We start from the raw sequence: 17886 nt of genomic DNA, 5'->3' as shown, positions 1-17886 counted from the left end.
TTATGAGTAAAGACAAACAAATGCAGCCAGAGTTTTCTCTTTCCCTTCTCCATCCACGCAACTGGGGCGTATGGATAGGGTTTGGACTACTGGCGATCATCGTGAATATTCTTCCTTACCGCCTGCTTCTTTCGTTGGGCCAATCCGTGGGTAAGCTCGGTATGCGTTATGGTAAAAAACGAGTACACGTCGCAAAGCGTAACCTTGAGTTGGCTTTTCCGGACAAGTCTCAAGAAGACATCGATCGTATCGTTACCGAAAACTTCAAAAACACCGGCATGGCACTGATCGAAACCGGCATTACCTGGTTCTGGCCAACTTGGCGCTTTAAAACGCTGCTAGTGGAAAAAGATGTTGGTGCTCTGAAAGAAAAGGCGCAAGAAAGAAAAGGCGTCCTACTCTGCTGTGTGCATGCATTGAACCTTGAAATTACCGCACGTGCTTTTGCGGTTATGGGGTTAGCTGGCTACGGCGCATTTCGTCCACACGATAATCCAGCTTATAACTTTATCCAGTACTGGGGCCGTACTCATAACGGCAACAAACTGATTGACCGTAAAGACGTGAAAAAGATGATTCGCGTGCTGCGGAGTGGTGAACGTCTGTTCTATCTACCTGACCACGATTACGGACGCAACAAATCGGTGTATGTGCCATTCTTCGCAGTAGAAGATGCTTGTACCACCACAGGTACGAGCATTCTGGCTTATACATCGAAGTGTGCCATTGTTCCGGGTTCAGGCTTCCGTAATGAGCAGGGCAAATATGAAATCATTGCAGATAAATGCATTGAAGCCGATTACCCGCAAAAAGACGAAGTTGCCGCCGCAGCGTACATGAATAAATACGTGGAAGAAGTCATCTTACGCGCTCCTGAACAATGGATGTGGCTGCATAAGCGCTACAAAACCATGCAGGATGAAAACGTGCCAAAAGGCATTCGCTACAGATAAGTGGTAACAAAATAAAAAGGGGCTGATGGATATCCACCAGCCCCTTTTTTACGTTTTAAAGCTTCAGAATAGATTAAATGCCGTATTCCGCGCGGTATGCTTTTACAGCATCTAGGTGCTCTGCAGCGTTGCCTTTCTCTTCAAGGTAAGTCACTAGGTCACCCAAACTCACGATAGAGATCACCGCACAGCCGAAGTCGCGCTCAACTTCCTGAATCGCAGACAGCTCGCCTTTGCCTTTTTCTTGACGGTCGATAGCCACCAACACGCCAGCTAAGTCAGCACCGTTCGCCTTAATGATTTCCATCGATTCACGAATTGCGGTACCTGCTGTGATCACATCATCAACCAGCATAATGCGACCTTCAAGATCCGAACCGACCAGGTTGCCACCTTCACCGTGGTCTTTCGCTTCTTTACGGTTAAAGCAGTAAGGCGTGTCGATATCATGGTGGTCCGCAAGTGCTACTGCTGTTGTCGTCGCGATAGGGATACCTTTGTATGCAGGGCCAAATAACACATCGAACTCGATACCTGAGTCTGCCAATGCTGCTGCGTAGAAACGACCAAGACGAGCAAGGTCGCGACCTGTATTGAAAAGACCAGCGTTAAAGAAGTAAGGGCTCTTACGGCCTGATTTCAAAGTAAACTCACCAAACTTAAGAACTTCTTTCTCAAGTGCAAACTCAATAAATTCACGCTGGTATGCTTTCATGGATTTCTCTCAATTTTCAGTGTGTGGATATCAGTATTAAAGTTCTAGGACAAAAGCCCTATAAATACGCAAAAAAATAGCTTCCTTTGCGGGGAAGCTACTTTTAAAAATTAATTTTCTAACGCCGCCTTCTGCGCCGTGACGATTTCGCTGATGCCGATTTTCGCCGACTCCAGCAGTGCCATCAGCTGCTCGTGACTAAACGGTTCGCCTTCTGCAGTGCCCTGGATTTCGATCATCTTGCCTTCTTCTGTCATGACCACGTTCATGTCAGTATCAGCGGCTGAATCTTCAACATATTCAAGGTCACACAGTACTTCATCACCTAGCAAACCAACAGAAACCGCCGCTACGTGGCCTTTCATTGGGTTTGCTTTTAGCTTGCCGCTCTCAATTAGGTGCTGGAACGCATCTGCCATCGCAACGCTTGCGCCACTGATTGAGGCAGTTCTTGTGCCGCCATCCGCTTGAATTACGTCACAGTCAACGGTGATCATAAACTCGCCCATCGCTTTTAAATCGACAACAGCACGTAGACTGCGCGCGATAAGGCGTTGGATTTCCATAGTGCGGCCACCCTGCTTACCGTTTGCCGCTTCGCGACGAGTACGAGAGTGTGTTGCACGTGGCAGCATGCCGTATTCTGCAGTTACCCAGCCTTTACCTTGGCCTTTTAGCCAGCGTGGTACAGATTCTTCGACGGTCGCATTACACAACACTTTGGTATTACCGAACTCCACTAACACTGAGCCTTCAGCATAAGCGGTGTAGTTTCGAGTAATTTTGATTGGGCGAACTTGGTCCGCCTTGCGATCGTTTGGACGCATGGGCATCTACCTTAAATATGAGGAGAAGACGATTTGGTTGGGCGAGGATTATAGCGGAATCGATTCCGGATTCCTAGGTCACAAGTCATGCAATCGATGCACATTTCCCTAGTACATCGCGCTACATCCCGCGCACCTATTCTCACTCCGTGATACACTCTCTAGGTAATTTTCAAAAAATTGAAGACAGGAAAATTCGATGATTTACAGTATGACAGCGTATGCGCGCAAAGAAGTGAAAGGCGATTGGGGTTCGGCGGTATGGGAAATCCGCAGTGTAAACCAGCGCTACCTGGAAACTTACTTCCGCATGCCAGAACAATTCCGAGCACTAGAACCCTTGCTACGCGAGCGTTTTCGTAAGCGCCTGGCTCGCGGTAAAGTTGAGTGTAACCTTCGTTTTGAAGCGAACCCAGCAGCGAAAGGAGAACTTAGCATCAATGAAACTCTGGCAAACCAAGTGATTAAAGCGGCAGAGCAAGTGATGCATATGACGGGCGAACTAAGCCGCATCAACCCATTCCAAGTCATGCAATGGCCAGGTGTGATGGAAACGCCAGAGCAAGACATGGATGAAGTAAACAAGGTTTTACTGAGTGCTTTTGATGAAGCTTTGAGTGAGTTTATTGATGCTCGTGGCCGTGAAGGCGACAACATGAAAGCGCTTATCGAACAACGCCTAGATGCCATTACTGCAGAAGTAGTAAAAGTTCGCGCACGCATGCCAGAAATCCTGGAGTGGCAACGTGAGCGTCTGTTCTCTAAATTTGAAGATGCCAAAGTGGAACTGGATGCTTCTCGCGTGGAGCAAGAGCTTATCCTTTTGGCGCAAAAATCTGACGTCGCAGAAGAGCTGGATCGTCTCGACTCTCACGTAAAAGAAACGACTAACATTCTGAAAAAAGGTGGCGCTGTCGGTCGTCGTCTGGATTTCATGATGCAAGAGTTCAATCGTGAATCGAACACACTAGCGTCCAAATCAATCAGCACGGACATTACGGCGTCTGGCGTCGAGCTAAAAGTTCTGATTGAACAGATGCGCGAACAGATCCAAAATATCGAATAGTTTTTTCACCCGTCCAAGAATGTCTTAAAAGCCCTGTTATTTGCTTGTAAATACAGGGCTTTTTTATTTCCCCCGCCCAAATCGGTTTGCAGACGTCCGTTACCAACTGCCTGTTTAGTGGTGGGCAGAATGGTGGGCAGTCCCCTCATTTTTGCTCAATAAGCATTTTGCGGTGAGCAAATTGGTGGGCAGTAAGTTACCCAATTTTCGCATTTAACTCGCCACCACAACAGGTTAGCTGCTGATTCAATAAGCAAATCGGTGGTGGGCAGCCATTATTGCCCCCTCCATTATTTCAGCAACTATGGAGTAAACATGGGAAAACTCACAGCAAAACAGGTTATTGCATACAGCAAAGCCGACCCAAAAAAATATTCAGATGGTGAAGGTCTATACTTTTGCGTCCGCAAACAAGGCTCGCCTTATTGGATGATTCGCTACACCACAGCCAAAGCAAGACGAGAAGCAACCTTGGGGCAATTTCCTTTAATGTCGTTGGCAGACGCCAGAATTGCCGCCGCATACTTTCGAAAGGAAGTACGTGACGGCATAGATCCTCTTCTAGAAAAACAGAAAATCGAGTTACCTGACATTGAAACCGTGGATCAACTGTTCCATGACTGGTATCGAACCGATCTGAGTAGACGACTAAAGCATCCCAAGATTCCGTATCGGGTTTACACCAAAGACATAAGCCCTGTCATTGGCATTAAGTGTATTGCTGAGGTGACCGCACGAGACGTGCGCGAAGTATTAGAACGCATTCGAGAAAGTAACCGCCCTACCATTGCCAACGACACCTTGATGTACATGAAGCAGTTGTTTCGACATGCGATTAAACTCGATTTAACGCTGAATAACCCCGCCGCAGCGTTTACCGTGGACGATGCCGGTGGCGTGGAGTCCAGTAAAGACAGGATGCTCAGCAAAGAGGAAATTCACTACGCCTTTAGCGTGTTTCATACCCATATCAATAGCTTTGGCCGCGATAACTACCTCGCTTGCTGCCTGTTTTTGGTGTTGGGCGTGCGTAAAAGCGAACTGTGCGAAGCCATGTGGCGTGAAATGGATTTAACCACGGGCGTATGGGACCTACCCAAGGAACGCAGCAAAACTGGCGTGCCGATAAGCATTCCCTTACCGCGCCAAGCCATTGCCTGGTTTAACGAGCTGCAAATCCGCGCTTGTGGCTCGCCTTATGTTTTCCCAGCCAGACGAGCAAGCCATCGTCCACATATGGGGCCAGATACGCTGAACCGCGCCATTTCTAAACTCTTTGGTCGCGAGCCAGGGCGCAAAAAACAGCCTCCCAATAAAATGGGCAAACTTGAACACTTCACCGTACACGATCTGCGCCGCACCTTTCGCAGCCTTGCCGCCTCTTTGGGCATTGCAGGCAATGTGGCCGAACGCTGTCTTAACCATAAGCTAAAAGGCGTTGAGGGTATCTACGACCGCCACGATTACTTTGAAGAGCGCCGTATTGCCCATCAAACCGTGGCTGATGTGGTTGAACCGCTAGTGAACTTTGAGCCACATTCGCAACAGCACGCAGGAGGGCATTAACATGCAATTTATGATGCGACTCGCCCCATTACCTTTCCAATAGCCGTGCTGGCAGGGCTTGGCTGGTGTATTGGCATTGCCCTACTCGAACAGTCTCATGGTATAGGCTACGCACTTACTCGGCATTGCCTGATGGTATTCGTGGTACTCGCTCCTTGGCTAATGCTAAAACTCATGTTCTACGTGATTGTCAGTTTAGGACGCAAACTGGGGCTCATCCCGCCTCCACGTCCAACGCACAGCTTGGGGTATGGAGAATCACTCTATTGGTTCAGAGTCTTGGCCTTCTTCGATGGCAAACGCAGCCGCATGCCGAAAAGGCCTATCAGGCGAAACTAACAAGCCCCCATTTGCTCACTTACCGTGGGCAGTTGGGACAATGGGGCAACACTTGATATGCCGAGCTTTAGAGGGTGAATAAGAGGAAATTAAACTGCCCCAAGGAATGGGGCAATTGGGGATGCGGTAAAAACTCCTAACCACATCAAAAATACCAAACTTGCAAAAGTCCCAATATGGGACTACCATCTATTTATGAGAATTATCGCACTATCAACCTTAAAAACATTTTGGGAAGACAGCCCAGAATACATTGACGCTAAAGAGCCAACTTTAGCGTGGTATAGGCATGTATTAAACGCTAATTGGGGATCACCGGCGGATGTGAAACAGGATTTTAGAAATGCCAGCATCCTCAAAGATGGGCGTGTCGTGTTTAACATTGCCGGTAATAAATACCGGTTAGTTGTTTGGATCAATTATGCCTACAAAGTGGTTTACATACGGTTTATCGGCAGCCATGCGCAATACTATAAAATTGATGTGCAAACGATTTGAAGCCAAAAGGTAGTAACAAGAGGTAAATATAATGGACATCAGACCTATTAAAACAGATGCCGACTACCGCGCGGCATTAAACGACATCGAAAACCTAATGATGGCGGAGCCTGATACCGTCGAAGGCGAAAAGCTGGACATTTTGGTTACGTTAGTTGAAGCCTACGAAGCAAAGCATTTCCCAATGGATTTGCCAGACCCTGTTGAGGCAATAAAGTTTGAGATGGAGCGCAAAGGCTTAACGGTTAAAGATCTTGAACCCATGATAGGTAAAAGCAATCGTGTTTATGAAATCCTAAACCATAAGCGATCACTCACGCTAAAAATGATTTGGAAACTTCATGAAGGGCTAGGTATTCCAGCAGAGTCGCTGATCAAACCGCCGCAAGTTCGCGCTTCATAGCGCTGCACATAAAAATTATGTTGTCATGAATGACGCTCGCTACCCAAACATTTCTGCTATTGATAACAGGCTAGCTGAGCTTGAAAACGAAAAGCAGCGGCTTCTCGCATTAAGAGAGGCTTTGCGTAGCGCTCAAAACGAGCGTTCAGTACAGACATTCACGCCAGAACAAAAGGTCGCCCTATTCAGACAACGATTTCGTGGACGAAAGGATATCTTCGCCAATCGTTGGCAAAACCAACAGGGCCGCAGTGGCTATTCCGTAGCCTGTGATAATGAATGGGTAAGCAGGATATGCAACAAACCCCGTATTAAATGCCAAGACTGTTCACACCGAAAGTTTAGCGAACTAAACGAGCACTTTATTTACAGGCACCTTGCCGGTCATCAAGTGGTTGGTCTGTATCCCTTACTGAAAGATAACTCATGCTATTTGTTGGCAGCAGATTTTGACAAAGGCTGTTGGCAAGAAGAAGTCAAAGCAATGTCTAAAGCGTGCCAAGCGTTTGATATTCCACACGCGATAGAAATCTCGCGTTCTGGCAACGGAGCGCACTTATGGATCTTTTTTGACACCAACATCCCAGCTAACCAAGCTCGGGCACTTGGTTTCGCTTTGCTTGATAAGGCCATGGAAATATTTCCAAATCTATCGTTTGACTCCTATGACAGGCTATTTCCTAACCAAGATGTCCTTCCTGAAGGAGGGTTTGGCAATCTCATTGCGCTACCACTTCAAAAGGAGGCTCGCCTTTCAGGCCGTAGCTGCTTTGTTGACAATGACCTGAATGCGATTGACGATCAATGGCAGTACCTTGCTGAGCTTAAAACGCTCACGCAATCGAGTATTGTTCAACTCATAACAACCATTTCACCCAATACCCTATTACTGTCCGAACAAGGTCTAATAGACAACCGCCCTCCTTGGGAAATCACAGCCAAAGCCGCACCAATAAAATTAGAGTCTTTGCCGAAAACCGTGACCATTACCTTGGCCAACCATATCTACTTTTTGATGAGCGAGTTACCTGGGCCACTACTGGCAGGACTCAAGCGATTAGCGAGTTTTTCTAATCCTGTGTTTTTTAAAACACAAGCGTTACGCTTTTCAACCCATGGCATTCCAAGGTTTATTTCCTGTGCCCGTATTGAAAACGGTTATCTTGCACTACCGCGTGGCTGTCTCGATGACGCGATTGCTTTGCTACAAGAGCACAGTATTTCGCCACTGTTTGACGATAAGCGTGAAACCGGCAAACCATTATTAAAACTTACCCCTGAGTTCACTTTGCGAAAGAACCAGCGTGACGCAGTGGCCGCAATATCTAAACATGACTTCGGTATTTTGCATGCGCCGACCGCATTTGGAAAAACGGTTACTGCCATCGGCATGATCGTAAAACGCAAAGTAAATACCCTAATACTGGTTCATAGCCGACAACTGCTTGAACAGTGGCAAGAGCGATTACGCACGTTCCTACCCGACGTAAACATTGGCAGTATAGGCGGGGGTAAAAGAAAGCCGAGTGGCATTATCGACATTGCCACCTACCAAAGCTTGGTTAATAAAAAAGACAACTCCATCACGCCTCTCATCCAAGACTACGGCCACATTATTGTTGATGAATGCCACCATCTGTCTGCGCCAAGGTTTGAAATGGTACTCAACGAGGTAAGAGCAAAATATGTATTGGGCCTAACAGCAACGCCAGAGCGACAAGATGGCCATCAGAAGATCATTTTTATGGCGGCAGGGCCCATTCGCTATAAAGTGAAACAAAGTCCTGATGAGCAATTTACTCAAACCGTGATGATTCATCAGCTCTACGATATACCGCCAACTGAGCTAATAAAAACAGATGTGCGCCCAAAAATAAGCGATGCCTACCGCTGGCTCGTCGATAACCAACAGCGCACTTCAAAAATTGTCTCAGACGCCTCTCAGTGTGTTCAAAATGGCGGACACCCGCTAGTCCTTACAGAGCGCAGAGAGCACGCAGAGTACGTACACTCACGACTTACCGAGATGGGTATAAGCACTGTCGTACTCAAAGGCGCCATGAAAGCTGCCGAACGCAAGAATGCTGACAATCATCTGCAATCGGCTCAAGTTGTCGTCGCAACAGGAAAATATGTGGGTGAAGGGTTTGACCTACCAAGACTGGATACGTTGTTTTTGGCCATGCCAATCGCATGGAAAGGTACATTGGCCCAATATGCCGGTCGTATTCATCGTGAATCGGAAGGAAAAACACAAGTCACCATTCACGACTATGTAGACTGCGCCCTCCCTATGCTGCAACGCATGTTTAAAAAACGCGAGAAAAGCTACAAGGCAATGGGGTACGCCCTTGAGTACATTGATGGTAACAGTGACAAGCAACCTTCACTGAAGTTAGAAAACGTCCCTTCATCAAATACCAAGCCAAAATAAACAGCAGCACTTCATTAAACACTTCCCCATGCCTTTCCCCCATACGCCAAAACCACTATCCGTTTGGCTTTTGGATCGAAACGCCAAACAGGGAAATCAGCCCATTTACTGTTTGGCGTCTCAATTAAAATCCAACGCTGCTAAGCCTTGCCGGTACTGGCACAAAGCAAGGTTTGGCACTTTTTGCACCCTAAACCAACCTCGAATCCAAAGTACAAACTGTTTGTTTTTTCTAACCCAGAATGCAAACGATCGTTTGGCGTCTCGATTTTTTTGCACTTGGCGAACGCAGCCAAACAGCGCTGTATTGGACTATGTATATCAAACAGTTAGCCGCGCACGGGTCATCATAAAAAACCGATTTGACTGGTTAGTTTGATGGCCATTTCTTTCATCTAATTCACCACTGAGTCTTCACCCGACGACTGAAAATAGACGGCATGACGAACCAACAAGGTGATAAGTGACGTGTTATGGGCAAGTGCTAACGATTTGGATAGAGAATGGATACAGCAGGTGGTCACTTTACTGGTTGGGCATGGCGCATTTACCCTCTACCCAGCATTAAGCCAGTGCGATAATGCAGCCGAACGCCTAACCCGCTGGCTGACCTATCAGTTACCGCGCGTTAAACAAGCTCACCTAGGCTGCCCGATTCACCAATGGCTAAATAGCATTGGCGCACAAGTGATCGTAGAAAAATGGCAAAGCCCCGAGCAGTGGCCAAACCTCTATTGGCTACCTTTACCTGAGGTTGATGGCCACCCGCAAGGCGGCTTGGTTTTGTTACCGGCACATTTGTTACCGGTATATTTGGATTACACGAGCCAAACCAGAACATTACAAGCAAACACACCGGCCAACGCCTGTATTTTTTGGTGCATCACGCCTTTGTCTAAAACAGGAAAGCGCGCTACCTTGCACCCCAAACAGCAAAACCGCGCCTTTTGCCTGCCCAGTTCGCCAGAGCAAATGGGAAAATCATGTACGGGGTTATTACTGAGAGGTTTTAGAAAGGAGAGCCAAAAACGAAACGGCAACGTGATCAGCCACCAGATAAACCTAGCTCTACTGCACCACCTTTGTGGGCCGGAGAATGATGTGTGGTTGAAAGCGAATTTTGGTGCCATAACTCATTACGGTACCAAAAATTAGAAGCCTGAAAAACGAGTAACCCCTCACAGGGCGCTGTTCTGACGGGTAGCGGGAGGGGTGTTGTTGATGCGATTTTAATATCAAAAGCGCCAAATAGCTCGATATTATTTGATGTCGCTTTTTAGTTACTGTTTGCTAAATTGCACAGTTGGTAAAACAACCCTTGGCAAACGCAGTCGTTCACATTGAGTACTTAAGAACTCGCGCCAATAAGGCCAAACATGGTAGCTAGCATTTTTCAGTGCAAATTCATCAATCGATTCCTGCTCTAGTTCTGCTTCGACTTGGTATTCTGCAATAAAGTCTGCTTCAACAAAGGCTTTAATATCAGGATCGCCATTTTCCTTAGGATTCACCCAACGAGTCCCCAAACGGATATAAATGCGTACCAGATGGCCATCGCCATCAATATCGATCAATTCACTTCGAAGAACAACATGCATTTGTTGCACTAACAACGCTTCAAGTTCCGTGGATTTTGGGTCAAAGTCTTCAACACACTTAGCTTGGCACGATTTAACGTATACATCCTGTATCACTAAAGCATCAATAGCCTGTTGTAACGATTTTGATACTTTTTTAACCATAACACGCCTCTAGTTCGAGTTCGTGCGATGCAACAATTCTCGTCTTTCGAGCAGTAGATGAAAAATCCACTACAGCTACATTTTTCCAGCTGGTCTGGATATTACGCTCAACACCCGCATCCAACATTAACTTATCTAAAGCAGCTGGCACTTCCGCCGCTAAACGGAGCAGTTTATCCATTGCGTCTGATTGCATCACATCGTCTGATTCGTACTTGGAAAACGCAACAGGGCCACCACCAAACACTTTTGCAGCATCAGCCTGTTTTAAGCCCCAGCGTTTACGCAAGACCTGGAGTTCATTACCCGTTAACAAGCCTTGCACCTGCTTTTTAAAAGCAATCATTGCACGCTTGTTAAAGCGAGCTTCAGCAGTACCAGCCTGTTCACTGCCGCAGCAATCACACACTGCATACTGGCTGTCAATTTGGCCTTGCTGACCTAAATGCTCAACTGTAACCCTCTCGGTATGGAGAGTTAATTGGCCCATCTCACAAATTGGACAAGTTTGACTATTCATCACATATCCTCAGCGCGACAAATGACAAGAAACCAGTAATAACAATTTACCTGTCTTGCCTATCGCAAATTTCACATAGTATTCGTAGCGCATTTCTTTATGCGCATACTCCACCCATTCATTTCTAAACAGCCGATAACTATCACATGCAGCCCAAGAAATAGCCTTATCAGTTTGACCAACTATGCACCATTCTGATTTTAGGTAACTTCCTGAACTCAGAGCGGCACAAACTAGCTGTTTAACATCATCAATATCGAATCCCATTGTCTGAACATCTTTTCTACAACGTTCAGTCAATAGCTTAGTGTTGTCACCAGCGGTTGAGAGCAATGCCTTAACCAACTCTGATGAATAAAGAGGCCCGTCTGCGATATAGATTCTGTCACTGCCAGCTTCATTAGGTGGCTGCTCATCAATATAGGCGCTTACATTTATCGCATTATTTACCATAATGGTAATTTAATCCAGTTAAAGTTGAACATTTAGCCTCACACCATTGCCGCTTCGTACACTTTTTCAACCTCGGTAAACTTAGTGACGCTCTCTAGGCGAGTTAAGGTTGTGAGTTTCATCGAGTTTTTCATTGGGCGATGTGGCACATTGGTCACTGGCGTTTGCAGTGATAGCGGTTTGCCAAGCTCAAATAAATAATACAAATCAGCAGAACCTGACTTCTTACCCGCTTGATCTTCGGTAATGGCGTAGCGTGGTAACACGGTGACTCGTTTAACCGGCCACAGTTTGTCAATTTGCTTGGATGAACTTTGAGTGTCTGAGGTAGACGCCAACGCTAAATAGCGAATTTCCTCGGCAATATGCTGCTTAAATTTCTGCAAAAACGTGCTTTGCGGCAGGTGATACCACTGCGCTGTACCTTGCTCAAATTGTTCAAAGTAGCCATTATCACGGCCGCGTTGCCCACCCAATGCCACTGTCATCTAGACTAGCCCACTGCCAACTTTGCGGCTTGTTGCCACATAAAGTGGGGCATAGGCTCTTTTAACTGCCAAGTAATACTCATCGGCTGTGACCCCGTATGCGATACATACTCCACTTCACCATAATTAACAAAACCCATAGTGCGGCCGTATTCATCTTTGCTTTGTTCACGAACAAATAAAAACTGTCGCTTACCCATTCTTTGATGCTGGATGTACTCCAAACCGCGCCCTTTGTCGGGCCTTGCACTGTTCTGTGACTGCCAGTGAAAGAGATGTTCGTTGATCGCGTAATCGTGATACATAGTGGTTGGCGAAAATTGCTTTTCATTTTTGTCTAAGGTGACAAACATCAGTTCAATATTCTGATCTTTCAACACAAATACCCCTTCGCGTGCTGGAGGTTTGCGCTCAAAAGTGGTCGCTCCAAATGCCACCAATATTTGCTCACGCGCATAACGTGCATGCAGCCTCAATGCGACCTCTGGCAAAGCCTGCATTGTTGGTTGCTCATGCTTGGTTTGTGCGAGTTGCCAATTCACAACATCCAGTAACTCTGCTTTTAACTCGCAAGCATTCAGTTTCGCTAAACTCTGTTCAATGGAATCAAAACCGCACTCTGGCCCTGTTTTTTGCCAAAAATCGTAATGACACATCAAGGCGTAACGATGGTCAGCATCTTCAATAACAAAGTTACTTTGACAAAGCTGTTTTAAGAAACTCAAATAGGCATGATCATCACAGGTCAAAATTCGGTTATGAATGGCCTTTCTGAGCATTTTCAACAGTTCTTCTTCAACTGATTTTTCGTTGATTTCATCTTTAGCTTGCTGAACTAGCTGCGACCAACTCCCTCGCTTATAAAGCTCATTCAAGTCGATGTGAGGATTTAAAGTTAAGAAATTCGACAATGTTAACGGCAGTGTGGAATGCTGAGGATATTGGCGGATCATCGCGACTAGGCGCTTCAACGTTAATGAAGCTTGACGAATATTGCTCAGTACCATTTCTTGCGTGCGCTTGCTTAACTCAATGCGACAACCGAGTGGCGCATGAGGGAAGCCTTGCTTGATTTCATCACTGATCGCGCGATGACTTTTACCGACTAAAGCTCTAAATTTATTGGCAAAGTCGTATTCAGGACGTGAATTACCAACAAAATCCATCACGGTACAACATTCTTTGCCTTCGGCTAAGCGCAAACCTCGGCCAAGCTGTTGCAAGAAAATAGTCAAACTTTCTGTTGGCCTTAAAAACAATAAGGTATCAACTTCGGGAATATCGACACCTTCGTTAAAAATATCGACCACGCAAAGCACGTTAACGCTGCCAGAACGAATCGCTTGCTGCTTTTGTTGCCGCTCTTGGCTGTTATCACTAGTCAACAAATCCGCTTTAACGCCTTTTAATAAGAGTTGCTCTGTCATGTACAGTGCATGTTCTTTGCTCACACAAAAGGCCAAAGCTTTCATTTTGCTAATATCGGTGATGATCTCCTGCATACTCAGCAAAATCTTATTAAAACGAACCTGGTTGTGGGTGTAAAGATGGGTCAGCTGAGCGATATCGTATCGCCCACGACTCCACGGGATAGTTCGAAGGTCAGTATCATCATCAATACCAAAATACTGAAATGGGCAAAGGTGACGACGATTAATAGCTTCCGGCAAACGGATCTCTGCCGCAATCACACCGCCAAAATCCGCTAGAATATCGCCACCATCATGGCGCTCTGGTGTAGCTGTAAGGCCGAGTAATATAGCAGGGGAAAAATGCTCCAGCACTGCGCGATAACTAGTCGCAGCAATATGATGCACCTCATCAATCACAATGTAGTCATAATAGTCAGCCGTTAGGTTAAGCTGTTCCAGCTGATTGTTCAGAGTTTGGATAGAAACAAACAGCTGCCGATAATGCTCTGGGGTATGCCCGCCAACCCACAACTCACCAAAAGCACTATTACGCAATACGCCACGATATGCCGCTCTGGCTTGTTTTAATATTTCTTCTCGGTGCGCGACAAACAGGAACTTAGCTTGCGGTTTTTCTTTGATAAAACGGGCAAAGTCAAAAGCTGAAATAAGGGTTTTTCCGGTACCCGTTGCCGCCACCACTAAATTACGAAAGCGCTGATGCACACTGCGTTCAACGGCCAATTGCTCCAATATGTCACTCTGATGCGGAAACGGCGAAATATCAAAGAAATGCGTAGGACTAGCCTCAAAATCTCCGCGCTGCTGGTTCAAGGCTTTTTTGAGCTTTTCGCTACTTGTTACATCGCCACTAAAGTGTTCAAAATCATGAGAAGCCCAATAGGTTTCAAAAGTGCTCAATGATTTATTGATAATGTGTGGGATTTCTTGCGAAGTAATTTTTAAATTCCATTCTAAGCCATTGGTTAGCGCTGAATGGGAAAGATTGGAAGAGCCGATATAACCAGTGTGATAACCCGTGTTGCGTAAAAATAGATAGCTCTTTGCATGTAACCGTTCACGCTCAGTGTTATAACTCAGCTTCACCTCGGTATTGGGTAAGTTCGCCAAATACTCAACCGCTTTCGCGTCAGTCGCCCCCATATATGAGGTAGTAATAATTTTTAGCTCGCGGCCGCTAGCAGTAAACTCTTCTAACTCTTTGCGAAAAATTCGGATCCCTGCCCACTTAATAAATGACACTAACCAGTAGATTTTATCCGCAGACAAGATCTCCCGCTTTAATTCAGATTCGAGCGACAACCCTGCATTACTGCCACAAAACAGCTCGCTTTGGCTTAGACCTGTTAAAGGGAAAATGTCGTTTATGTAATTTTTTAAATCGGCTGAGACAGGATTTTCGAGCTCATAGAGCGCAGTTAGAATTTTACCTTGACTGGCAAGCAAGTTGTCTTCGATAAAATCATCATCCTGAATTTGTGTTTTTAACCACAATAACAATTGGTTGGACAAAGTAATTTGCTGTTGCAGCCGATCATCACCCGCTGGCACCGCATCAATCGCATACTCAAGAATGTGTGAGAGGAAGCGAGATAACCATGTTGATGCTTCACTGCTATTGAGCTCACGTTCGCCGACATAGAATCGCTCTCGGTCAATACGACTCTCGATAAGCTGCGTTATAAGCTGCTCATAAATTCCGACTTGTTGCATGATATTCCTTTTATTCTAATGGCTGGATCAATAACAACATCGATTGATATCGCAGTTTTACCGCCAGTCCATTTTGTGATTTTGTCATTTCAACCAAGTTGTACTTGCCCAATGTTTTCAGTGTTCTCGACACATTACTGACCGCTCGACCTGTGAGCATGGCCAGCTCAGTGACCGATTGCGGCTGTTGTTCGGCGATTACTTTTAACATCTGCTGGTTTTCTTTCGACAGCAGATTGGCCACCGATTTCAGTGAGTCGAACCAGATATCAACGGGGAAATCGGGGTCGGGCGTTTGCCCTTTAATGCCAATCACGCAGCGCGATTGTTTTGCGTTTTTCATTACTCGCATAGCTTACTCGAATCGTTTGCTCACTAGGTTCCCAGCAAGTAGATAAAAAAGCGCTTGGCCAATAAAAAGACTGTACGCTTATACATAACCAGAACATCTTATCAACCACTGATAATAGAGCAAGGATATTTTCCGTTTAGGGCGACTACAAACCCAGTGTTCAGCAAGTACACAACCAGTACACTGGCGGTATTGTCTGCCTTAGCCTTTAATCCTCGCCCAGCCCTTAGGTTGACTGGCGGTACACTAAAAGGCGACAAGCCCTCACAGGGCTCATCACCTTTTTAGTCATCCAATATACTGCCTTTCACGCAGTACATTCGTGGGCGGGTGTTGTCGGGCAGGCTGACTTTGCGCTGTGGTCGGTTGCCATCGGGGACTAGGTAGCCTGCGGCCATCAGCGCTTTGGCGGCGCGATCTGGGCTTAGACCTTCGGTGGCTTCACGCCAGCCAGTTGGGTAAAACAGGTAGAGGGTTTGTGGGCCTCTGGTATCTATCCAACCCGCGCGTTGGCGTACTTGGCTGCTGTAACCGTTTTGTTTGGGCGCAAAGCGGCTTTCGCCATGTTGCTCAATAAAGCTGCGCACTTGGCGAATGGCTTGTTGGTCTTCATTGGCGGCCACACCACCGCGGGCGAGTATCCATTGGTTAAGCTGATTTAAGCAGGTGGCTTCGACACTTTGGGCTGGCCAATCGAGCACTTTGGCTTGAATGGCTAACAGGCCTGCGCTAGCAAGTAAGGCAAACTTTTCGGCTACTCGGCGCACTTGGCCGTCAGCCTCGGTTGGTAAGCTAGCTAAAAAAGGTTGGCGTACGTTTTGAAAAACGGGTCGCACCTGCGCGCTGTGCTGCGTTAAATACCGTAACCAGTCCAAGGCCAAACTGCCGTAATGTTGGCGACTTTGCTGTTTTAGGTGATCGGCTAAATCGGCGGCGTTCATACCATGACTCTGGTTAAACACGCCCATTTGCGCACCAGCATCGGCACTGAGATCAATCACTCGCACTTGCTGGCCAGCTTTTACGCGCTTGCCGATACTGGCAAGATGGCTTTCAAGCGTCACTTCGCCAGTGGATAAAAACACCAAGCGCCAACGGGCGGGTAAGCGCATTTCACCGTATTTGCCTGCACGGGTTTTACCTTGGCCATTGGCAAGCATGTAAGCGACATCACCTGCCTCTTTTGGGTCAACTTCGCCCATTTCATCGAGCGCCAGCAAGGCATCGTTATGCGCTAATGCTGTGCCTTCTAAACCGTTGGCCGTGGCACGCCAACTGTGGCGCAGTTGATTAGGTTCGCCCCACACCGATAATGCCGGATACAGCGCTGCGGTTTTACCAGTACTGCTGGCACCATAGAGGTGTAAACCAAAACCATCCACTCCGCACAAGTGCAACAAAGGCGCGGCCAGCGCAGCGCAGACACCAACAATCAATAGCGGGTTATCCAGACAATAACGGCCAACGTGCTGCCGCCAACTGTCGCTACTACCTTGTTGAATAAAGCCTTCTATCGGGTGCATGGTTTGCAGCACCATGCGCGGGTTGTTGTGTTCGCTTGGGTAAAAGGTGAGGCGCGGATGCACATAAGCGTGGTGATGCCAGCCAATGCAGTTCACGCTAATGGCCTTTTGCGTAGCCAGTTCGCCCATTTGTTGAATAAACAGCGAGAGCAACTGCCGCGCTTTGACACTGTTACTCAGCCGCATGCCTCGGCTAAGTAATATCCGACGGTACTCGCTGCCGTCTCCGGCCAATAGTTCTGCTGGCATGGCCCAGTAGCGATGGCGATTGTCATCGTCTAACCAGTGCAATAAATAGCCGTAGTTGTCCCCTTGCGGATCGCGAGTACGAGCAGCTACTTGCAGCCAAGAACAGATTTTGACAGGGCTATCTTGCCCCGCTGGTTGCATCACCAGCCAGTTTTGCGCGTTATAGGCAAAACCAGCCGGTAATGTTGGCTCGTTGCTAGGCATATCACTGGCAGATAATTGGTTTAATGCTGATGGTTTATCCACGGCCATAAGCAGCACCGATACGGCGGGTTTCAATCCACTGGTCGATATCGCTTTCTAACCAGCCCACGGCACGCGCGCCAATACGAATGGAACGGGGAAATTCACCATTGGCCATCAGGGCATAAATGGTACTGCGGCCAAAGCCTGTTTTTGCCTTTACCTCGGGCAAGCGCAAAATCCGCTGCTGACGCGCTGGGTGTAATGTGTTTGTGGGTGATTGTGTGGTTGGGTTCATCGTTTGCTTCCTCACTGATCTGTTAAGTTCAGTTAGGAGTTTGCCAGTACTAAACGGACGCAGTAGGCAGATAAATGCCCGGATCGTGCAGCTTTCTGAGGGTACAAGTAGCTACTTGCCCCAGAATTTAC

17 protein-coding genes and 1 pseudogene are annotated in these 17886 nt (G+C 46.9%); 8 read left to right on the top strand and 10 right to left on the bottom strand.

Annotated features, from left to right (window positions below):
- The first annotated feature begins 2 nt into the window (after positions 1–2).
- The gene (locus tag R7127_RS00475) at positions 3–953 is read left to right on the top strand and encodes a Kdo(2)-lipid IV(A) acyltransferase (RefSeq protein WP_025533189.1); all 951 of its coding nucleotides are present in this window, start codon (positions 3–5) and stop codon (positions 951–953) included.
- 73 nt (positions 954–1026) lie between these two features.
- On the opposite strand, the gene pyrE is transcribed toward R7127_RS00475, so the two are convergent.
- Together pyrE and rph are read right to left on the bottom strand one after the other, a co-directional pair.
- Entirely contained in the window at positions 1027–1668 is a 642-nt protein-coding gene (gene pyrE / locus R7127_RS00470) for an orotate phosphoribosyltransferase (protein ID WP_025533766.1), read from the bottom strand.
- 110 nt (positions 1669–1778) lie between these two features.
- Positions 1779–2495, bottom strand: coding sequence for a ribonuclease PH (gene rph, locus R7127_RS00465; RefSeq protein ID WP_025533765.1), 717 nt, complete (start codon positions 2493–2495; stop codon positions 1779–1781).
- 199 nt (positions 2496–2694) lie between these two features.
- Here rph and R7127_RS00460 point away from each other — a divergent pair, with 199 nt between their 5' ends.
- From R7127_RS00460 to R7127_RS00430, 7 genes and pseudogenes are all read left to right on the top strand, one after another.
- Positions 2695–3561: a YicC/YloC family endoribonuclease gene (locus R7127_RS00460; protein WP_020335715.1), complete on the top strand. Its 867-nt coding sequence runs from the start codon at positions 2695–2697 to the stop codon at positions 3559–3561.
- A 315-nt stretch (positions 3562–3876) separates the two neighbouring features.
- Positions 3877–5127 (top strand): tyrosine-type recombinase/integrase, encoded by a 1251-nt coding sequence (locus R7127_RS00455; protein ID WP_203344852.1) that lies wholly within the window; start codon positions 3877–3879, stop codon positions 5125–5127.
- A 1-nt stretch (position 5128) separates the two neighbouring features.
- Positions 5129–5466: pseudogene (locus tag R7127_RS00450) on the top strand (hypothetical protein).
- A gap of 195 nt (positions 5467–5661) precedes the next feature.
- A complete protein-coding gene (locus tag R7127_RS00445; RefSeq protein ID WP_203344851.1) occupies positions 5662–5964 on the top strand; it encodes a type II toxin-antitoxin system HigB family toxin in 303 nt (100 codons plus the stop codon).
- A 31-nt stretch (positions 5965–5995) separates the two neighbouring features.
- The gene (locus R7127_RS00440) at positions 5996–6367 is read left to right on the top strand and encodes a helix-turn-helix domain-containing protein (RefSeq protein WP_000354815.1); all 372 of its coding nucleotides are present in this window, start codon (positions 5996–5998) and stop codon (positions 6365–6367) included.
- A 25-nt stretch (positions 6368–6392) separates the two neighbouring features.
- Entirely contained in the window at positions 6393–8801 is a 2409-nt protein-coding gene (locus R7127_RS00435) for a TOTE conflict system archaeo-eukaryotic primase domain-containing protein (protein ID WP_203344850.1), read from the top strand.
- Between the two features lie 468 nt (positions 8802–9269).
- A complete protein-coding gene (locus tag R7127_RS00430; RefSeq protein ID WP_203344849.1) occupies positions 9270–9956 on the top strand; it encodes a hypothetical protein in 687 nt (228 codons plus the stop codon).
- Positions 9957–10081: 125 nt separating this feature from the next.
- On the opposite strand, the gene R7127_RS00425 is transcribed toward R7127_RS00430, so the two are convergent.
- From R7127_RS00425 to R7127_RS00390, 8 genes are all read right to left on the bottom strand, one after another.
- Entirely contained in the window at positions 10082–10543 is a 462-nt protein-coding gene (locus R7127_RS00425; protein ID WP_203344848.1) for a preprotein translocase subunit SecB, read from the bottom strand.
- Positions 10536–11063: a type II toxin-antitoxin system MqsA family antitoxin gene (locus R7127_RS00420; RefSeq protein WP_174170359.1), complete on the bottom strand. Its 528-nt coding sequence runs from the start codon at positions 11061–11063 to the stop codon at positions 10536–10538. The genes R7127_RS00425 and R7127_RS00420 overlap by 8 nt, the downstream gene beginning before the upstream one ends.
- Positions 11064–11072: 9 nt before the next feature.
- On the bottom strand, positions 11073–11516 hold the full coding sequence (locus R7127_RS00415) for a hypothetical protein (protein ID WP_203344847.1): 444 nt from the start codon (positions 11514–11516) through the stop codon (positions 11073–11075).
- 38 nt (positions 11517–11554) lie between these two features.
- Entirely contained in the window at positions 11555–12004 is a 450-nt protein-coding gene (locus R7127_RS00410) for a hypothetical protein (RefSeq protein ID WP_238938848.1), read from the bottom strand.
- A gap of 5 nt (positions 12005–12009) precedes the next feature.
- Positions 12010–15150, bottom strand: a complete 3141-nt coding sequence (locus R7127_RS00405; protein WP_203344846.1) for a DUF3427 domain-containing protein — start codon at positions 15148–15150, stop codon at positions 12010–12012.
- A gap of 10 nt (positions 15151–15160) precedes the next feature.
- Entirely contained in the window at positions 15161–15493 is a 333-nt protein-coding gene (locus R7127_RS00400) for a MarR family transcriptional regulator (protein WP_203344845.1), read from the bottom strand.
- Between the two features lie 293 nt (positions 15494–15786).
- A complete protein-coding gene (locus R7127_RS00395) occupies positions 15787–17526 on the bottom strand; it encodes a DUF927 domain-containing protein (protein ID WP_203344844.1) in 1740 nt (579 codons plus the stop codon).
- Entirely contained in the window at positions 17513–17755 is a 243-nt protein-coding gene (locus tag R7127_RS00390; protein ID WP_045610741.1) for a helix-turn-helix transcriptional regulator, read from the bottom strand. The genes R7127_RS00395 and R7127_RS00390 overlap by 14 nt, the downstream gene beginning before the upstream one ends.
- Between the last annotated feature and the right edge of the window lie 131 nt (positions 17756–17886).

The sequence above is a fragment of the Vibrio sp. 1159 genome (assembly GCF_033340395.1).
Lineage (GTDB): Bacteria > Pseudomonadota > Gammaproteobacteria > Enterobacterales > Vibrionaceae > Vibrio > Vibrio alginolyticus.
This window is presented reverse-complemented; position numbering and strand designations above follow the sequence as displayed.